General features: G+C 72.9%; 20 protein-coding genes. 18 read left to right on the top strand and 2 right to left on the bottom strand.

Annotation, left to right across the window (positions count from 1 at the left end; genetic code table 11):
• Positions 1–104 precede the first annotated feature (104 nt).
• The 14 genes from CP968_RS12605 (at position 105) to CP968_RS12540 (ending at position 11420) form a co-directional block, all read left to right on the top strand.
• Positions 105–1031, top strand: a complete 927-nt coding sequence (locus CP968_RS12605) for a hypothetical protein (protein WP_229886630.1) — start codon at positions 105–107, stop codon at positions 1029–1031.
• A 48-nt stretch (positions 1032–1079) separates the two neighbouring features.
• Complete coding sequence (cpaB, locus tag CP968_RS12600) at positions 1080–1781, top strand: Flp pilus assembly protein CpaB (protein WP_150518108.1); 702 nt, start codon at positions 1080–1082, stop codon at positions 1779–1781.
• A gap of 7 nt (positions 1782–1788) precedes the next feature.
• Positions 1789–3054 (top strand): CpaE/TadZ family protein, encoded by a 1266-nt coding sequence (locus CP968_RS12595; protein WP_150518107.1) that lies wholly within the window; start codon positions 1789–1791, stop codon positions 3052–3054.
• Between the two features lie 3 nt (positions 3055–3057).
• Complete coding sequence (locus CP968_RS12590) at positions 3058–3537, top strand: TadE/TadG family type IV pilus assembly protein (protein ID WP_150518106.1); 480 nt, start codon at positions 3058–3060, stop codon at positions 3535–3537.
• Position 3538: 1 nt separating this feature from the next.
• Positions 3539–3907, top strand: a complete 369-nt coding sequence (locus tag CP968_RS12585) for a TadE/TadG family type IV pilus assembly protein (protein ID WP_167536797.1) — start codon at positions 3539–3541, stop codon at positions 3905–3907.
• Positions 3904–5250: a TadA family conjugal transfer-associated ATPase gene (locus CP968_RS12580; RefSeq protein ID WP_150518104.1), complete on the top strand. Its 1347-nt coding sequence runs from the start codon at positions 3904–3906 to the stop codon at positions 5248–5250. Before CP968_RS12585 ends, CP968_RS12580 begins: the two co-directional genes overlap by 4 nt.
• On the top strand, positions 5247–6185 hold the full coding sequence (locus tag CP968_RS12575) for a type II secretion system F family protein (protein WP_150518103.1): 939 nt from the start codon (positions 5247–5249) through the stop codon (positions 6183–6185). The genes CP968_RS12580 and CP968_RS12575 overlap by 4 nt, the downstream gene beginning before the upstream one ends.
• A gap of 10 nt (positions 6186–6195) precedes the next feature.
• Positions 6196–7089 (top strand): DUF5936 domain-containing protein, encoded by an 894-nt coding sequence (locus tag CP968_RS12570; protein WP_150518102.1) that lies wholly within the window; start codon positions 6196–6198, stop codon positions 7087–7089.
• On the top strand, positions 7089–8534 hold the full coding sequence (locus CP968_RS12565) for a sensor histidine kinase (protein ID WP_229886632.1): 1446 nt from the start codon (positions 7089–7091) through the stop codon (positions 8532–8534). Before CP968_RS12570 ends, CP968_RS12565 begins: the two co-directional genes overlap by 1 nt.
• Positions 8531–9223 (top strand): response regulator, encoded by a 693-nt coding sequence (locus CP968_RS12560; protein WP_150518101.1) that lies wholly within the window; start codon positions 8531–8533, stop codon positions 9221–9223. Before CP968_RS12565 ends, CP968_RS12560 begins: the two co-directional genes overlap by 4 nt.
• A 110-nt stretch (positions 9224–9333) precedes the next feature.
• Entirely contained in the window at positions 9334–9534 is a 201-nt protein-coding gene (locus tag CP968_RS12555; RefSeq protein WP_150518100.1) for a hypothetical protein, read from the top strand.
• Positions 9531–10160 carry a pilus assembly protein TadG-related protein gene (locus CP968_RS12550; RefSeq protein ID WP_229886634.1) on the top strand — a complete coding sequence of 210 codons (630 nt, stop codon included), beginning with the start codon at positions 9531–9533 and terminating at the stop codon, positions 10158–10160. Before CP968_RS12555 ends, CP968_RS12550 begins: the two co-directional genes overlap by 4 nt.
• Positions 10161–10237: 77 nt before the next feature.
• Positions 10238–10780 (top strand): hypothetical protein, encoded by a 543-nt coding sequence (locus CP968_RS12545; RefSeq protein WP_229886636.1) that lies wholly within the window; start codon positions 10238–10240, stop codon positions 10778–10780.
• Positions 10781–10784: 4 nt separating this feature from the next.
• Positions 10785–11420, top strand: coding sequence for an OmpA family protein (locus tag CP968_RS12540; RefSeq protein ID WP_150518098.1), 636 nt, complete (start codon positions 10785–10787; stop codon positions 11418–11420).
• 166 nt (positions 11421–11586) lie between these two features.
• On the opposite strand, the gene CP968_RS12535 is transcribed toward CP968_RS12540, so the two are convergent.
• The gene (locus tag CP968_RS12535; protein ID WP_150518097.1) at positions 11587–12174 is read right to left on the bottom strand and encodes a TetR/AcrR family transcriptional regulator; all 588 of its coding nucleotides are present in this window, start codon (positions 12172–12174) and stop codon (positions 11587–11589) included.
• A 125-nt stretch (positions 12175–12299) separates the two neighbouring features.
• On the opposite strand from CP968_RS12535, the gene CP968_RS12530 reads away from it, so the two are divergent.
• The 4 genes from CP968_RS12530 (at position 12300) to CP968_RS12515 (ending at position 16402) form a co-directional block, all read left to right on the top strand.
• Complete coding sequence (locus tag CP968_RS12530; protein WP_150518096.1) at positions 12300–13892, top strand: MDR family MFS transporter; 1593 nt, start codon at positions 12300–12302, stop codon at positions 13890–13892.
• Between the two features lie 486 nt (positions 13893–14378).
• Entirely contained in the window at positions 14379–15146 is a 768-nt protein-coding gene (locus CP968_RS12525; RefSeq protein WP_229886637.1) for a polysaccharide deacetylase family protein, read from the top strand.
• A gap of 111 nt (positions 15147–15257) precedes the next feature.
• Positions 15258–15581, top strand: coding sequence for a nuclear transport factor 2 family protein (locus tag CP968_RS12520; RefSeq protein WP_150518094.1), 324 nt, complete (start codon positions 15258–15260; stop codon positions 15579–15581).
• Between the two features lie 191 nt (positions 15582–15772).
• Complete coding sequence (locus CP968_RS12515) at positions 15773–16402, top strand: hypothetical protein (protein WP_150518093.1); 630 nt, start codon at positions 15773–15775, stop codon at positions 16400–16402.
• A 227-nt stretch (positions 16403–16629) separates the two neighbouring features.
• Here CP968_RS12515 and CP968_RS12510 read toward each other — a convergent pair whose 3' ends face one another.
• Complete coding sequence (locus CP968_RS12510) at positions 16630–17913, bottom strand: extracellular solute-binding protein (protein WP_444545997.1); 1284 nt, start codon at positions 17911–17913, stop codon at positions 16630–16632.
• Positions 17914–17918 lie beyond the last annotated feature (5 nt).

Genomic DNA, 17918 nt, shown 5'->3' with positions numbered 1-17918 from the left:
TCGTTCGCGGTCGCGCAGGGCGAGCGCACGGGCCACGAGCGGGACCCGCGCGCGCGACGGACGCGGGAACGTCCGCGCAGCACGGGGTGAACAGGGGGATTCGCGTGCCGACCGCCATCGCTGTCACCAGCGCCGATCTGGTGCTCCCGGCCCCCGACCGGCACACGCCCGGGGCCGCGCTGCTCCACCCGCCCCAGACCCTCGGCCTGGACGACGCCGTCGCCGAGACCGGCGCCCTGCTGGAGCGCCACGGCCACCTCGTGGCCGTCGTGCCGTCCTGGCTGCCCCGCACCACCGTCCAGCGGCTGCACACCGTACGGGCCATCCTGGAAACCGACCGGATCGCCCTGCTCGACACCGACCTGCCCCCGCTGGCCACCGCCCTGCTGGTCCGTCAGCTCCGTCAGCTCACCGTCTGCGACTTCAGCCCCGGAGTCATCGCCTCCGCCGCCCGGCTGCTCTCCCACTACGTCTACGCGGGCGCCCTCCTCGGCTCCGTGGCCAAGCTCGACCGGGTCCCCGTCGGCCTCAAGGCGCACGCCCGCTCCTGGTCCCCCGGCGCCCAGTTCGCCGTCCTCGCCCACCCCGCCCCGCACCTGGCCCGGCTCGGCGCCACCGCGTCGGGCGGGGGCCGCTCCGGCTCCCGCGGCGGCCACTCCAAGGGCGCGGGCACCCCGGGCGACCTGCCGCCCGGCCCCGAGTTCGCCACCCACCTCACCTTCGCCCGCGGCCAGCTCGCCTCCGACTGGGTCGCCGCCGAACTGGCCCCCGCCTGGCAGGTGCAGGGCGTCCTGGAGAACCCGCTGCCGGCCGACTCGGCGGGCTGGTGGGGCACCCCCAAACTGGTCGAGTTCGCCGCCGGCATCCCCGACGTCTCCGTCCTCTACCAACTGGTCGCCTCGGTCCGCCGCGAGGAGTGCCGCTGGTGCGGCCTCGAACTCATCGGCGACCGGTGCGGCTTCTGCGCCGCCCCGCTCACCGCACCGCCGCCGCAGGCCGGCCCGGCGAGCACCGCCCGTTCCAGACGCTGACCGACCCGACCACACGAACGAACGAAGAACGGCGAGGTAGTACGGCCCATGAACTCACGCCAGCGCCGCGGCGTCATCCTGCTGCTCCTGTCGGTCCTCTGCGCGCTGGGGGCCTTCGCCGGGGTCCTCGTCGTCATCGGCGACGTCAACTCCAAGGTCGGGGCCGAGGTCGTCGCCTACCGCGCCAAGGGCGACATAGCGCCGTACAGCCCGCTGACCGCAGGCCAGTTCGAACAGGTCAGCATCCCGAAGCGGTGGCTCTCGGCGACCGCCGTCACCGACCTCGGCGCCCTCGACAACAAGATCGCGCTCACCACCCTGAAGAAGGGCTCGCTGCTCCAGTCCGACATGTTCGTCGACCGGCCCCAGCTCCAGCCCGGCGAGCAGGAGATCGCCATCATGATCGACGCGGCCACCGGCGTCGCCGGCAAGATCACCTCGGGCGCGAAGGTCAACATCATCGCCACCTTCAAGGGCGCCAAGGACACCGACCCGTCCCGCTCGGTCATCATCGTCGCCAACGCCCGCGTGCTGGGCGTCGGCAAGCTGACCGCCCTGGACAAGGACAGCGACAAACGGGGTCCGGCCGAGGCCGTCCCGATCACCTTCGCCCTCAACACCAAGGACACCCAGCGCGTCGCGTACGCCGAGTCCTTCGCGGAACACGTCCGCCTGGCCCTGGTGGCCCCCGGCACCGACTCCGCGCCGAGCGCCGGCGACCGCACGTACACCCTCGACGGGGACAAGTGAGGCCCGGATGACCACCCGAATCCTCCCCGCGGTCGGCGACCCGGACGCCGCGCGCGCCGTCGCCACCCTGCTCGGCCAGCTCCCCGCCGCCGAGCCGGCCGCCCCCGTCCCCGACTCCACCACCCTCCTGGACACCCTGGCCCGGCTCGCCGCCGAGTCCATCGACGAACTGCCCGAGGTCGTCCTCGTCCACGAGCGGATCGGCCCGCAGCCCGCCCTGGAGCTCATCCGCGACGTCGCCCTGCGCTTCCCCGCGGTGGGCGTCGTCCTGATCTCCTCCGACACCGGCCCCGGCCTCTTCTCCGCCGCCATGGACTCCGGTGCGCGGGGCCTGGCCGGACTGCCGCTCGCCTACGAGGAACTCGCCGCCCGCGTCCAGGCCGCCGCCCAGTGGTCCGTGGGCGTACGCCGCCACCTGGGCCGGGGCCCCGACACCCCGACCGGACCCGGCGGACGGGTGGTCACCGTCACCGGCGCCAAGGGCGGCGTCGGCGCCACCTTCACCGCCGTGCAGTTCGCCCTGGCGGCGGCCGCGTCGGGGCGCCGCACGGCCCTGGTCGACCTGGACCTCCAGGCCGGGGACGTGGGCTCGTACCTCGACGTGCAGTTCCGCCGCTCCATCGCCGACCTGGCCGGCATCCAGGACATCTCGCCCCGAGTGCTCCAGGACGCCGTCTACGAGGACCGCACCGGCCTCGCGCTGCTGCTGGCCCCGGCCGACGGCGAACGCGGCGAGGAGGTCGACGAACGGGCCGCCCGGCACGTCATCGCCGCCCTGCGCGGCCGCTACGAGCTCGTCGTCATCGACTGCGGGACCCAGGTCACGGGCGCCAACGCCGCCGCCGTGGAGAGCGCGGACGTGGCGGTCCTGGTCACCACCCCGGACGTGGTCGCCGTACGGGCCGCCAAGCGGATGGTGCGGATGTGGGAGCGGCTCCAGGTGCGCAAGGCCGAGGACACCGCCCTCGTCGTCAACCGCTGGACCCGGCACACCGAGATCCAGCCCGCCCTCATCTGCAAGATCACCAAGACCCGCGCCACCCGCACCCCGGTCCCGGCGGCCTTCAAGGAACTCCAGGCGGTGGTGGACGCCGGCCGCGTCCAGGACCTCGACAACCGCTCCACCGTCAAGCAGGCCCTGTGGACCCTGGCCGGCGAACTCGGCCTCCTCGCCACCCCCGACGACCCGGCCGCCCCCACCCCCCCGGGCGCCGCCCTGGCGGTCCGCGGCACGGGCCCGGTGGCCCGGCTGCGGCGCGGGCGGGAGGGCTGAGGAATGGCCGGGGACGGACACACGGACCGCGCGCACCGGCACGGGCTCGGGCGCCGGGGGCGGGCCGGCGCGGGGACCGGGAGCGACCGCGGCCGGGTCCGGGGCGCCGCCGGGGTCGTGCACCGGGGGCGGGTCCGGGACCGGGGCCAGGTGGCGATCGAGTTCCTCGGCACGGTGCCGCTGATCCTGCTGCTCGTCGCGGCGGTGTGGGAGTGCGTCCTGATCGGGTACGCGTTCTCCCTGGCGGGCAACGCGGCCGACGAGGCGGCCCGCGCGGGAGCGGTCCACGGGGACGCGGCGTCGTGCGACGCGGCGGCGCGGGAGCACATCGGGGGGGCCTGGGGCGTCAGCACGGCGTGCGGCCGGTCCGGCGACATCTACAAGGTCACCGTCACGCTCCGCATCCCCGTCCTGCACCCCTCGCTCAACTTCGGTGCGATCACCGGCACCGGCGGCGCGGCCATGGAGAAGGGGGTCGAGTGACGTGGAACGGCGCGTGCACCGCGACCGGGGCCAAGTGGCCATCGAATACCTCGGCTTCGTGCCGATCCTGCTGTTCGTCGCCCTGTGCGGCATCCAGCTCGGCTGGGTCGCCTACGTCCACGAGCAGGCCGACACGGCCGCCCGTACGGCCGCCCGCGTCGAGGCCCGCAAGGGCAGCGGCGGCGCGGCGGCGGGCGCCGCGGCCGTCGGCTCCGGCCTCGGCGCCCGGATCGACGTCACCAAGGACACCGACGCCGTGACCGCGGTGGCCCGCATAAAGATCAACTCCATCGTGCCGGGGCTCAGCCTCGAAGACGCGGTGGCCACCGCCGTCATGCCCAACGACGACCCCGAGGTGTCCGGACCATGAGCCTGCGTTCCCGGGTCAACACCCCCGACGACCGGCAGGGCCCCCGCGAGGACGGCCGGCTGGTCTCGTCCTACCGGGCCAAACTGCTGGAGGAGATCGACCTCGCCGAGATGTCGGCGCTCGCACCCGCCGAGCGCCGGGCCCGCCTGGAACGCGTACTGGGCCACATCATCAGCCGCGAGGGCCCGGTCCTGTCCACCGTCGAACGCGCCCAGCTGATCCGCCGGGTCGTCGACGAGGCCCTCGGCCTCGGCGTGCTCGAACCGCTCCTCGAAGACCCCTCCATCTCCGAGATCATGGTCAACGGCCCCGACCAGATCTTCGTCGAGCGGGCCGGCCGCGTGGAGCAGCTCCCGCTGCGCTTCGCCTCGCACGAACAGCTCATGCAGACCATCGAGCGCATCGTCTCCACCGTCAACCGGCGCGTGGACGAGGCCAACCCGATGGTCGACGCCCGCCTGCCCAGCGGCGAGCGCGTCAACGTCATCATCCCGCCGCTCTCCCTCACCGGCGCCACCCTCACCATCCGCCGCTTCCCGCGCGCCTTCACCCTCCACGAGATGATCGCGCTGGGGTCGCTGGACGAGCAGATGCTGCTGCTCCTGTCCGGCCTCGTCCAGGCCAAGATGAACGTCATCGTCTCGGGCGCCACCGGCACCGGCAAGACCACCCTGCTCAACGCCCTCTCCGGCCTGATCCCCGAGGGCGAGCGCATCATCACCATCGAGGACTCGGCCGAACTCCAGCTCCAGCAGGCCCACGTCATCCGCCTCGAATCCCGCCCGGCCAACGTCGAGGGCAAGGGCCAGATCACCATCCGCGACCTCGTCCGCAACTCCCTGCGCATGCGGCCCGACCGCATCATCGTCGGCGAGGTCCGCGGCGGCGAGACCCTCGACATGCTCCAGGCCATGTCCACCGGCCACGACGGCTCCCTGGCCACCGTGCACGCCAACAGCTCCACCGACGCCCTGATGCGCCTGCAGACCCTCGCCTCCATGTCGGAGGTGGAGATCCCCTTCGAGGCCCTCCAGGACCAGATCAACAGCGCCGTCAACGTGGTCGTCCAGCTCACCCGCTTCGGCGACGGCTCGCGCCGCATCACCGAGATCTCCGTCCTGGAATCACACGGCCGCGAACCCTTCCGGATCACCACCGTGTGCCGGTTCGCGGCCCAGCCCATGGGCGGCGACGGCCGTGTCCACGGCTACTTCGCGTACCACCCGCTGCCGCGGGCCGTCGCCGACCGCCTGTACATGAGCAACCAGCCGATCCCGCAGGCCTTCGGCGTCGCCCTGCCCGACGACCCCCTCACCGCACGCGTCACCCGGACCGCCCCGTGAACCCACTGATCACCCTCACCCTCGGCGCCACCCTGCTGGCCGCCGTACTCGTCGTCTGGGGCGTGCACACCTACGCCGCGGGCCGCGCCCAGCGCGCCGCGCTCATCGAGCGGCTCTCCGCCACCGGCGCCCCCGCCCCGGCGGGCCGCGGGCGCCGCTTCCGCCGGCTGGACCGCAGGCTGCGGCGGACGCGGACGGGACGGCGGATCGAACAGAAGCTGGCCACCACCGGCCTGGAGATCACACCGGGCGAGTTCGTCGCGTACGGGTTCGTCTGCGTGGCGGGGCTCTGGCTCGTCGCCGCGAGCTTCCTGGCACCCTTCTTCGGCCCCGTCGTCGGCCTGATCGGCCTCTGGGCCGCCAACGCCTTCCTCAACTGGCACCGGGCCCGGCGCACGGAACGGTTCGTCGGCCAGCTCCCGGACCTGGCCCGCATCCTCGCCAACGCCACCCAGGCCGGCCTCGCCCTGCGCACGGCCATCGGCATGGCGGCCGAGGAGCTGGAGGCGCCGGCCGGCGAGGAGCTCGGCCGCGTCGCCGACCGGCTCGCCGTGGGGCACTCCATCGAGGAGTCCCTCGGCGAGCTCACCGAGCGCCTCCCCTCGCGGGAACTGGTCGTCCTGGTCTCCACCCTGGTCCTGTCGGCCCGGGCCGGCGGCGCGATCGTCGACAGCCTGCGCAACCTGACGGTGACCCTGGAGCAGCGCAAGGAGACCCGGCGCGAGATCCGCACCCAGCTCTCCCAGGTGACGGTGACCGCGTACCTGGTCCCCGCGATCGGCCTCGGATCACTGCTGCTGGTCGACATGATGATGCCCGGGGCACTGGACCGGATGACGGGCGCGCTGCTGGGGCAGACGGCCGTCCTCGTCTCCCTCGGCCTCTTCACGCTCGGCTTCGTCCTCATCCGCCGCCTGTCCAAGATCGACGTATGAGGGGGCCGTCGTGACCGCTCTGCTCCTGGCCGTGCTCGTGGGCATCTCCGTCTTCGGCGTCTTCCACGGCATCCGCCTCTACCGCGCCGACACCAAACTGCCGACCGACCTGGCCCTGGCCCTGGAGGTCGGCGCCACCCGCACCACGGCGGTCGGCTCGGCCGTCGACCGCATGGGCATCCGCTGGGCGCCGCTCGTCCTGCGCCTGATGGGCCCCCAGCGGGTGGCCCGCAAGCGCCGCCAGATCGACCTCGCGGGCAATCCGGCCGGCCTGACCATCGACCGCTACGCGGCGCGCCGCGCCGTCTACGGCCTCCTCGGCGCGCTCGGCGCCTTCTCCATGCTGCTCAACGGCCAACTCGTACCGGCCCTGCTGATGGTGGCCTTCGGCCTGTTCTGGATCGAGGTGGGCCTCTGGTCGGCGATCCGGGTCCGTCGCGACCACATCGAACGCACCCTGCCGGACTTCCTCGACGTCCTCGCCGTCGTCGTGAGCGCCGGCCTCGGCTTCCGGCAGGCCCTGGAGCGGGTGGCGGGCAAATACGAGGGGCCGTGGTCCGACGAGATCCGCATCACCCTCCAGCAGATGGACATGGGAGTGAGCCGCCGCCACGCCTTCGACGAACTGCGCCGGCGCAACGACTCCGAGCAGGTCGCCCAGTTCGTCACGGCGCTCCAGCAGGGCGAGGAACTCGGCTCACCGATCGTCGACACGCTCATCGCCATCGCCGAGGACATGCGCCGCACGGACGCGCAGAACGCCCGGCGCAGGGCGGCCCGCGCCGTCCCCAAGGCCACCTTCGCGGTGACCATGTTCATGCTGCCGGGCACCCTGATCCTCCTGGTCTGCGGCTTCGTCTACGGGGCGAACGTCGACTTCGACGCGCTGTTCGGGGGCGGATGATGACGCCGGCCGGACGAACCGCACGCAACGCGCCCGCCGCACCGCGGGGCGGGGCCCCGGCGACGACCGAGGCGCCGCATGCCGGCACGCTCCGGAGCGAGGGTCCGGCGGCCGGGACGCACGCGGGTGACGGGCCGCGGGCCGCGCCACCCGACGGCGACGCCGGGCCGGGCAACCGGCCGCGGGCCGACGCGCCGCGGGCCGACGCGCTGTCGGGCGACGTGCTGTCGGTCAACGCGCTGCGCGCGCTGTGCCGGCGGGTGCTCGCGGTCCGCATGGCGCTGATCGCCGCTGGCACGCCGTTCGCGCTGTGGCGGACCGCGCCGGGAGGTGAGGCGTACCTCCTCGCCGGGGCCGCCCTGCTCGCCCTGCTCCTGTCCTGCGCACTCTTCCGGGACGGCGGGCGGTTCGGGCCGCTGCTGCCGCGCCACCGCCTGCTGTTGGCACCGGACCTGGCCCTCGGCTCGCTCCTGCTGCTCGCGGCCACGGCCACGGCCACGCCGACGACCGCGTCGCCGCTCCTGCTCCCGCTCTGGCTCGTCTGCGCCTTCACCCCGCTGCTGGCCGGGCTGGTGCACGGCGTGCGCGGGGCGGCGGCCTACGCGGCTCTCCAAGCGGCCGTCGCGGCCCTCGCGACGGGCTCCCCGGCCCTGGCCGCGCTCTGCCTCCTGGCGGGAGCCGCCGGTGCCTGCCTGCGCGACCTGCTCCACCGCGTCGGTGCGGCGGGCCGGACCGTGACGCGGGCCGCGGTCCGGCGGGCCGCGGCCGGGGCGGTCCGCGGCGAACGGGACCGACTGGCACGGGAGATGCACGACTCTGTCGCGAAGACCCTGCACGGACTGGCCCTCACCGCGGACGCCCTCTCCCGGACCACGGACCCGGCCGAGCTCCACCGGCAGGCCGACCTCCTCGCCACCGCGGCGCGCCGCGCGGAAGCCGAGTGCCGCGACCTGCTGACCGGCCTGCGGGGCGCCGCGGACGGACCGGGGGACCCGTTGCCGCCGGCAGTCCCGCCGACGGACGCGCTGGCGGACGCGCTGGCGGACGCACTGCGCCGGGTGGCACCGGCCGGCACCGAGCTCCGCCTCGCCGCGCCCCTGCCGGCGCTGCCGCACGCCGTGGCCCGGCAGCTCGCGGCGGTGGCCGCGGAGGCGCTGGAGAACACCCGGCGCCACGCGCACGCCGGGCGCGTACGGGTCGAGGCCGCCGCCGACGACTCCCGCCTCACCCTCACCGTCGACGACGACGGCCGGGGCCTCGCGGCCCCCGTCGACCTCCCGGCGCTGAGCGGCCGGGGCCGCTTCGGCCTTCTCGGCATGGCGGAGCGCGCGGCGGCCGTCGGCGCCCGCCTGGAGGTCGGCGCCCGCCCCTCGGGCCCGGGCACCCGGGTCCGCCTGGAACTGCCGCTGACGACCCTCGGCACCGTTCCGGAGGCGACCCCGTGAGCGCGGCCCCGATCCGCGTCCTGATAGCCGACGACAACCCCGTCGTCCGGGCCGGCCTCGCCGCGCTCCTGGCCACCGCCGGGGACATCGAGACCACCGCCCAGGCGGCGGACGGCCGCGAGGCCCTGAGCCTGACCCGCCGTCACGGACCCGACGTGGTGCTGCTGGACGTGCGCATGCCGGGGGTGGACGGCATCTCGGCGCTGCCGCACCTGGTGCGGATGGCCCCGGTGCTGATGCTGACGTACAGCCGGGAAGCCGACATCGTGCGGGAGGCGCTGCTGCTGGGTGCGGGCGGCTACCTGGTCCACGGCGAGTTCACGGCCGACGACCTGGTCCGAGCCGTCCGCGACGTCCGCGAGGGCCGCCCGCAGTTCACGACGACGGCGGCGAGCGCGCTCCTGGCGGAACTCCGAGCCTCTTCGCATCCGCAACGAAATGTGGCACAGTCTGGTGAGCGGGTATCCAATTCCGTTGTCTTCGGGCTGAGTTCCCGGGAGGTGGAGATCATGGATTTGATCGCGTCCGGGATGAGCAACCAGCAGATCGCGGCCGCCTGCTTCATCAGCGAGAAGACGGTCAAGAACCACATCAACCGCATCTTCGCCAAGCTCCGCATCACCACGCGCAGCGAAGCCATGGCCCTCTGGCTGGGAACCGCCCGTCCAGGAGTGACCGGCCATGGGTAGACGGAGTGCGCAGTGGGTCCGTAATTGGGCCCCGGGACCCTTGGTTATTCGCGGTGACGCAGCGTACGGTCCGCAAACCAACAGCGGTACCGGCCCGGGAGGGACCCCTCATGCTGCAGAAGACCCTGGCGAGGATGTCGGCGTGGTACGTCACCCACCGCGCGAAGGACCGAGGCCAGACCGCGTTCGAATACCTCGGGATCATCCTGGTCATCGTCGTGATCATCGGGGCCATGGTGGGCACAGGCATCGGAACGGCGATCGTGGGCCGCATCCAGACTGCGATCGCAAGCCTCACTGCCGGTTCGTGACGCCGGGCGAGCCCGACGACAGGGGACAGGTCTTTCCGCTGTACGCGGTCGTCGTGGTCGGCATGGTGTTCGCCGTGCTCGCCTTCTTCGTCTTCGGGCAGGCGGCAGTGGTGCGCAGCGACGCCCAGGGCGCGGCGGACGCCGCGGCCTTGGCGGCCGCGCGTGAGGCCCGGGACCACCTGAACCCGGCCCTGGATCTCGCCGAACTTCAGCCCCGGGATTGGGAGGCGATCCTGGAGGGCCGGTCCTTCGACTGGCCGAGGGCCTGCGCGGCCGCCGAGGAGTTCGCGCGGCGGAACGATGCCGGTGCGGCCTGCACGCGTGCGGCGCTCCGCTTCACGGTGGAGGCGACGACCGACCGCACGGTCGGCGACTCGGTCGTCCCCGGGACCGGGGGCATGCACGCCCGGGCCAAGGCCGTGGCGGAGATCATTCCGCGCTGCACGCTGGGCTCGCTTCCGACGCCTTCGGGTGCACCGACCGGAACACCCTCACCCGGCCCCTCGCCCCCGCCCGGACCCGTGGTCATCGACTGCCGTGGCGAGACGGTGAGGTTCGACCCCCTGGATCCGGGTCGCTGGAGAACGCTGGCACGGAGCCTCTTCGACGTGCGTTTGGCCGGCTGACCATGCTGAGAGATAAGGAAGCGACTTCGATGGGCGTGCGGTACAAGGTGAAACTGCGTGGGGGAGCGGTCGTTGTGATGTCGGCGGCGTTGCTCGTCGCCTTGACCGGATGCGGCGACGCCGGCACCCCCAAGTCCTCCCCGAGCACTCCGGCCGCGAAGAACGGAGCGTCGAGCGCGCCCTCCGCTCAGCCCAAGCCGTCCGGTGCCCAGTCGTCCGAGCCGCCCACGGTGGTCGCCACCAGCAAGGGCGAAGCGGGCATCGTCCTGGACGTCTACTCCACCGCCAGGGACACCGCGGGATTCGTCACGGTGAGCGGCCAGATCAAGAACACCGGGGACAAGCCGTTCGGCAACACGGCGCCATGGCGTGGGAACGAACTCAAGGCGAGCGGCGTCTCCATGGCGGGCGTCACGCTGGTCGACAAGGCCGGTAAGAAGCGGTACTACGTCCTTCGGGACACGGACGGCAGGTGCCTGTGCACCACGGGTGTCGTCATCATCGAAGCAGGCCAGTCGGTTCCGTTCTTCGCCCAGTTCCCCGCACCACCGGCGACCACCAGCGAGGTGGAGTTCAGCTTCCCCACCTTCGCCTCGGTCACGTTGAAGATTTCCGGGTGACGCCATGACCACACACCGCCGCCTCTACGCCGCGACCCTCGCCGCCGGCCTCGCCATGGCCGGCGCGCAGGTGATCGGAGCGACCAGTGCCCACGCCGACGACGTCGTGCCCTCCGTGCCGCCGGGCACCGAGCCCTCCGCATCGGCACCCGTGACGATCGACTCCTCCGCCTCCGGACTCAAGCTGCCGCAAGGCGGGACGCTCGCGGCGCCCAAGGTGCTCGACATGGTCGAGGTCGTCGAGGACCTCGGGGGGGAGCAGCGGCGGCAGGAGACCAATCAGACCGTCATGATGGCGCTCCAGTCCGAGGTGCTCTTCCCCGAGGACAGCGCCGTCTTCAACGCGCAGGCCGCCGCCCGCATCCAGGCCATCGGCAACGAGATCAACCAGCAGAAGGCCACCCGCATCCGCGTCTTCGGCTTCACCGACGACCAGGGCAGCTACGAGCACGGCAAGGAGCTGTCCAAGAAGCGCGCGGACGCCGTCCAGGCGGAGCTCGGCAAGACCGTGACCGATCCGAACGTCGTCTTCGACGTGCGCGGGTACAGCGAGGACTATCCGATCGCCGACAACGGCACCGAGGAAGGCCGCAAGAAGAACCGCCGCGTCGAGATCACCTTCCCGCGCAGCAGCGGCTAGGGACGGGGAGCGGCCCGGGACGGGAGGCGCCGGCGGCCGGGTCCGGCCCGAGCCCTGAGCCCTGAGCCCCGAGCCCTGGGTCCCCGGCCCGAGCCCTGAGCCCCCAGGCCCTGGGTCCCCGGCCCGGGCCCTGTGGCCCGCACCCCGGTCCGCCCCCGCCGCCCCCTCACGCGTCGTGGTGCGCCTGCGTGATCAGGTCCGTCGCCACTTCCAGGGCGGCCCTGCGGGTCTCCTCCGGGTCGCCGTCGATGTGCTGGAGGAACATCATCCCGGCGTGCAGCGTGAACAGCGCGCTGACGCAGCGCACCTGGTCCGCCAGTGCCCCGTCCTGCGTGCGGAGCAGTTCCACCAGGTGGAACAGCCGCGTCTTGACCGTGTGGCCGATGCTCAGCTCGCGCGTCGTCGCCTGGTTCTCCTGCATGAAGCGGTACAGCGGCGCGCCCGCCGCCATCGCCTCGCTGTAGCGGCGCAGCACCTCCCGCTTGGTCTCCAGGGTGCGGGGCTGGGCGTCGGCCCAGGCGATCAGCTCGTCTATGGGACGGGTCACGTCCTCGAAGAGGCTGATGATGATGTCTTCCTTGGTCTTGAAGTGGTAGTACAGCGCCGCCTTCGTGACGTCGAGCCGCTCCGCGATCTCGCGCAGGGAGGTCTTCTCGTATCCCTGTTCGGCGAAGAGCTCCAGTGCGATGTCCTGGATGCGCTGGCGCGTGTTCCCGCGCCGGTGCTGCGGACCGCTGCTGGAGCTGGTGGGCATGGCTCTCCTCGTGACGATTTACTTACTTGACGCCCGGCTAGTGGCCGGTCTACCTTCACCAGTGTAGTGAACTAGCCGGGCGACAAGTAAGTTCCCGGTGCGGCAAGAAGTGCTGGGGAGTGGACATGAGCGGCGAGACGGTCAAGACGGCGGACACCTCGAAGGAGGTGAAACCGCGCAGCGTACGGGTCGTCCTGATGGCGCTCATGATCGCGATGCTGCTGGCCATGCTCGACAACATGATCATCGGGACCGCGATGCCCACGATCGTCGGCGAGCTCGGCGGCCTGGAGCACCTGTCCTGGGTGGTCACCGCCTACACCCTGGCCACCGCGGCCTCCACCCCCATCTGGGGCAAGATCGGCGACATGTACGGGCGGAAGGGCTCCTTCCTCGTCTCGATCGTCATCTTCCTGATCGGTTCCGCCCTCAGCGGCATGGCCCAGGACATGGGCCAGCTCATCGGCTTCCGGGCCATCCAGGGCCTCGGCGCCGGCGGCCTGATGGTCGGCGTCATGGCGATCATCGGCGACCTGATCCCGCCCCGTGAGCGCGGCAAGTACCAGGGCATGATGGCCGGCGTCATGGCCCTCGCCATGATCGGCGGCCCGCTGGTCGGCGGCACCATCACCGACCACATGGGCTGGCGCTGGTCCTTCTACATCAACCTGCCGCTCGGCGCCGTGGCCCTCGCCATGGTCACCGCCGTGCTGCACCTGCCCAAGAAGACCGGACAGGGCACCCGGCCCAAGATCGACTACCTCGGCGCGGCCCTGCTGACCGTCGCGATCACCTCCACCGTGCTCGTCACGACCTGGGGCGGCACCGAGTACGCCTGGGGCTCCGCCGAGATCATCGGCCTGATCGCCGTCGGCGTCGTCTCCATCGCCGCGTTCCTCTACGCCGAGACCAAGGCCGCCGAGCCCGTCATGCCGCTGCACATCTTCCGCAGCCGCAACTTCACCCTCATGTCGGTGATCGGCTTCCTGGTCGGCTTCGCGATGTTCGGCGGCGTCCTCTACCTCCCGCTCTTCCAGCAGTCGGTCCAGGGCGCCTCCGCCACCAACTCCGGCCTGCTGCTCCTGCCCATGCTGCTCTCGATGATGGTCGTCTCGCTGATCGCGGGCCGCATCACCACCAACAGCGGCAAGTACAAGGTCTTCCCGATCGTCGGCGGCGCCCTGATGGTCGTCGGGCTCTTCCTGCTCGCGACGATGGACACCGGCACCACCCGCCTGATGTCCGGCGTCTACATGGCCGTCCTCGGCGCCGGCCTCGGCTTCCTGATGCAGATCACCATGCTGGTCGCGCAGAACAGCGTCGACATGAAGGACATGGGCGTCGCGTCCTCCTCGGCCACCCTCTTCCGTACGCTCGGCGGCTCCTTCGGCGTGGCCCTGATGGGCTCCCTCTTCACCAGCCGGGTCACCGACACCATGTCCGAGCGACTGGGCCCCGACGCCGCGACGGCCGCCGGCTCCGCCCAGCTCGACGCCGCGAGTCTGGCCAAGCTGCCGGAGGCGGTGCGCGACGCGTACCAGCACGCGGTGGCCGCCGGCACGCACTCGGCGTTCCTGCTCGGCGCGGTCATCGCCGTACTGGGCTTCGCCGCGGCCTGGTTCGTCAAGGAGGTGCCGCTGCGCGGCGCCGGACCCGCCGCGGCGGCCTCCGGCTCGGACGACGAGGCGGCGGCCCTGCAGACCGCTCCCGTGCACTGAGCGACCCGCACACCCCACCCCACGCAGCACGCGGTACAACACCGTAGGAAACGACTACGGACAGCACGGCCCGGCCCCGGTGGACGAACGGTCCACCGGGGCCGGGCCGTTCCCGTGCCCGCACCCCGCCCCGCGCCACAGGGTGGGCTCGGTCACCGTTTCGCCCGGTTTCACCTGGGCAGGAATTCGGGACGATCAAGGACCAACGTCCCGTAAACCTCCCGACGCATCACGTAAGGGGCAATCACCTGGAACCCCTCCTCGGCGGCGTACGTCCTGATCCACAGAACGCTCACACGGCGGATGGGGAGTGGACGGCACATGGGCTTCAAGGCGCGAACGGCAGGGCACCGCACGGCACACGGCCCGGCACACGGCCCGGCACACGGCCCGGCACACGGCCCGGGACGCGGCCCGGGACGCGGTCTCGGAGCGCGGGCCGCCGTCGCGGCCTCCGCGCTCGCGGTGGCCGCGACCGTCTGGGGGGTGACCGTCCTCGTCGACCCGGGCCACACGCCCGCCCGCAGCGCGTCGCACGAGTCGGGCGGCCCCGCGCACCCGGGCGGTGACGGCAAGGGGGCGTCCGGCATACCCGAGGGCATAGCCCACGCGTCGGAGGGCGGCGCGAACGCCGTCAACATCACCATCGACGACGGCCCCGACCCCCGCTGGACCCCGAAGGTGCTCGACGTACTGGAGCGGTACGACGTGAAGGCGACCTTCTGCATGATCGGGCCGCAGGCCAAGGCCCACCCGGACCTCGTCAAGCGGGTCGTCGCGGAAGGGCACCGGCTCTGCGACCACACGATGGACCACGACACCGCCATGGACAAGAAGCCCGCCGCCTACCAGGAACGCCAGATCCTGGACGCGAAGAAGCTGATCGAGGACGCCGCCGGCGGCGCGAAGGTGGAGTACTACCGGGCCCCCGGCGGCGCGTTCACCCCCGACAGCCGACGCATCGCCGCCGCGCAGGGCATGCGCCCGCTCGGCTGGAACGTCGACACGAAGGACTTCGACAAGCCGGGCGCCGCCGCCATCGCCGACGCCGTCAAGCGCGGGCTCGGCAACGGCCCGACCGTCCTCTTCCACGACGGCGGCGGCAACCGCGCCCAGACCGTCGACGCCCTCGGCCGGGTCCTGGCCTGGCTGCGCGACCAGGGCCGCCCCACCGGCTTCCCCGTCCGCACCGCCCCCGAAGCGGCCGGCGCCGCCGCGCACGCCGAGCCCGGCGCCCCGGCCGGAGCCTCCTGACACGCCGTCGGCGGGCGAACGGGTGACGGTCTCCACCCCCGTGGGCCGCCCGGTGTTCCCTGGTCGCGCACCCGACCGCCGCACCGCCCGCGCCCGCCCCAGGAGGCCCCCGTGATCGATCCGGACCAGCTCGCCGACCCCGCCGTCCGTGCCTTCGTCACCGCCGTCAACGCGGGCGACCGGGACGCCTTCGGCGCGGTCCTCGCGCCCGGCGCCACCATGTCCGACGACGGCACCGAGCGCGACACGGCCCGGTGGGCCGACGCGGAGATCTTCTCCTCCGGCGGCCACATGGCCGTCGCGTCGCAGTCCGACGACGGCCGAGCCCTCGTCGTCGACTACCGCAACGACACCTGGGGGCAGATGCGCACTGCCTGGCGGTTCACCGTCACCCCCGACGGGCAGATCGGCCGCTTCGAGACCGGCCAGGCCTGAGCCGACGACCCCGCCCGCGCCCCGCCCGCGCCCCGCCCCCGCCCCGCTCGCCCGCCCGTCCCGACGGGCCGTCGGCAGGCCGTCCGGGCCGCTCCGCGCGGCCGTCCACGGCGCCGTGCGCGGCGCTCCCGTACGGGTGAAAGCGGGCGCGGCGTCGTTCCGGCCCGCCGCGCGGGCCCGTTGGGCCGGGCATGAAGCGCACCCGCATCGCCGCTCTCGCCCTCGCCGCCGCCACCGCGGCCCTCGCCCCCGCCCTCGGCCAGGCGGCCACCGCAGCGGAGGGGGGAGGGGCCTTCCTCCAGGACCCGGCCGGTGGCGACAAGACCATGAAGTCGATGTGGACCAAGGACGACATGCACAAGGTGGAGGCGCAGTTCCGCTTCCACCCCGGCATCCGGTACGAGACGGTCACCCGTCCCGGCCCGCCCGCGGCGCCGGAGTTCGAGCGCGAGGCGCCGGACCCGAACACGCTCGCCTGGGAGCCGTCGTACGAGTTCGCCTGGTCCGTGTCCGACTCGACGCTGGTGAAGAAGGCCATCACGACCAAGGAGGGCACGCACCCGATCGTCGTGCACGCCGTCCTGCGCACCCCCAAGGGCGCCAAGGCCGCCGAGGTGCACCGGGAGCTGACGGGGAAGCCGGCGACGGGCCGGGAGAAGATCGCGGGCGGCAAGCGGATCGCGTGCGACACCGGCGAGTACACGGTGGAGTGGTCGGTCACCCGCACGCACTACGGGACGCTCAAGGGCTCGCTGCGCTGGAACTCCAGCTGCGAGCAGCACCGTACGGCGTTCTCCGTCGACCACGGCAAGCAGGGCTGAGGCCGGTCCCGACGACGGCCCGGCGGCCACGGGGCGGCCACGGGGCGGCCACGGGGCGGCCGGGAGGGGCCGGGCCGGCCGCCGTGCGCGGCGGGGCCGGTCGCCCCGCGCACCTCGTGGGTGCGGCGGGCGACGGCGGGCGGTCTCGGATCGAGTGCCGCACCCACCGTCCTGCCGCACGGGGTCGGAGTGCGGCACGGGCCGGAAGTCCCCGTCCGGCGGGCCGTTCAGTGCTTCTTGTCCGCCTCTTTCGCCTGGGCGGCGATCTCCTCCAGGACGGCCTTGGGGTCGCCGTTCGGCTCGACGGCCCGCCCGATGTTCCGCTTGATGATGTCGCTGACCGTCACCCAGGACGGGTCGTTCACCGGGTAGAGCTGCGCCCCGCGCAGGGCGGTGAGGAACTGCTCGTCCTTCTTGTCCAGCCCGCCGCCGGCCGGGGTGCGGGACGCGGAGACGGTGGACGGCAGCAGGTGGTAGCGGCCGGCGAAGTCCGACAGGTTCTTGTCCTGGTAGAGGAAGTCCAGGAAGGCACCGATCTCCGCCCGGTGGCCGTTCTGCTTGAACGCCGTCATCCAGTCCGCGACGCCCACGGCCGGGGTGCTCTCGCCGGCGCCCAGGGTGTCCGAGACCGGCATCGGGACGGTGCCGACGCCGATGCCCTTGTCGCGGGCCTCGTAGGCGAGCGACGGGTAGCCGTTGACCATGCCGACCTCGCCCCGCAGGAAGGCGGCGAAGGCGTCGGCGCGGTTGAGCTGCGCGGGCGGAGTGGGACCGACCAGGCCGGGCGTCACCAGGTTGTCCTTGACCCAGCGCCAGGTCTGGATGTTCAGGTCGGAGGCCAGGCTGTAGTTGCCGCTGTTGTCGGCGTAGCCGCCGCCGTTGCTCAACTCCCAGATCATCGCCTCCGCGTGCGCCTCCTCGGGCCCGAGGGGCAGCGCGTACGGGTACTTCACGCCCTTGTCCTTCAGCGCCTTGGCCGCGGACTTGAGGTCGGACCAGGTCTTGGGTGCGCTGACGCCGGCCTTGGTGAAGAGCGCCTCGTTGTAGAAGAGCAGGCGGCTGCTGGCCACGAACGGCAGCCCGTAGAGGGTGCTGCCGACCGAGCCGGCCTCGGCGAGCGGCTGGAGGAAGTTGGCCTCGGCGGTGACCGACAGGAGCTCGTCGGCCGCGTACAGCCTGCCCTGGGCCGCGAAGTCCGAGTACGAGCCCATCAGGGCCATGTCGGGGGCCTTGCCCTCCTTCACCATGCGGGAGACCTCGCGGTCGACGTCGCTCCACGGCAGGAGCTTCACGTCGACCTCGATGCCGGGGTGGGCGGCCGTGAAATCGGCCGTCACCTTGTCCCAGAAGGCCTTGGAGCTGGTGGCCGGAGTGTCGCCGTATTCGGCCGCCACGAGGTGCAGCGTGCCGTCCCCGCCCGCGTCGTCGCCGGAGCTGCCGCATCCGGCGAGTGGCATCAGCAGTCCGAGTACGACCGTGGTGGCGGCCGCGCCGAATATTCTTCGTCGCACGGGTG

The sequence above is a fragment of the Streptomyces subrutilus genome (assembly GCF_008704535.1).
Classification (GTDB): domain Bacteria; phylum Actinomycetota; class Actinomycetes; order Streptomycetales; family Streptomycetaceae; genus Streptomyces; species Streptomyces subrutilus.
Note: the sequence above shows the minus strand (reverse complement) of the source record. Positions and strands in the feature narration are given on the sequence as shown.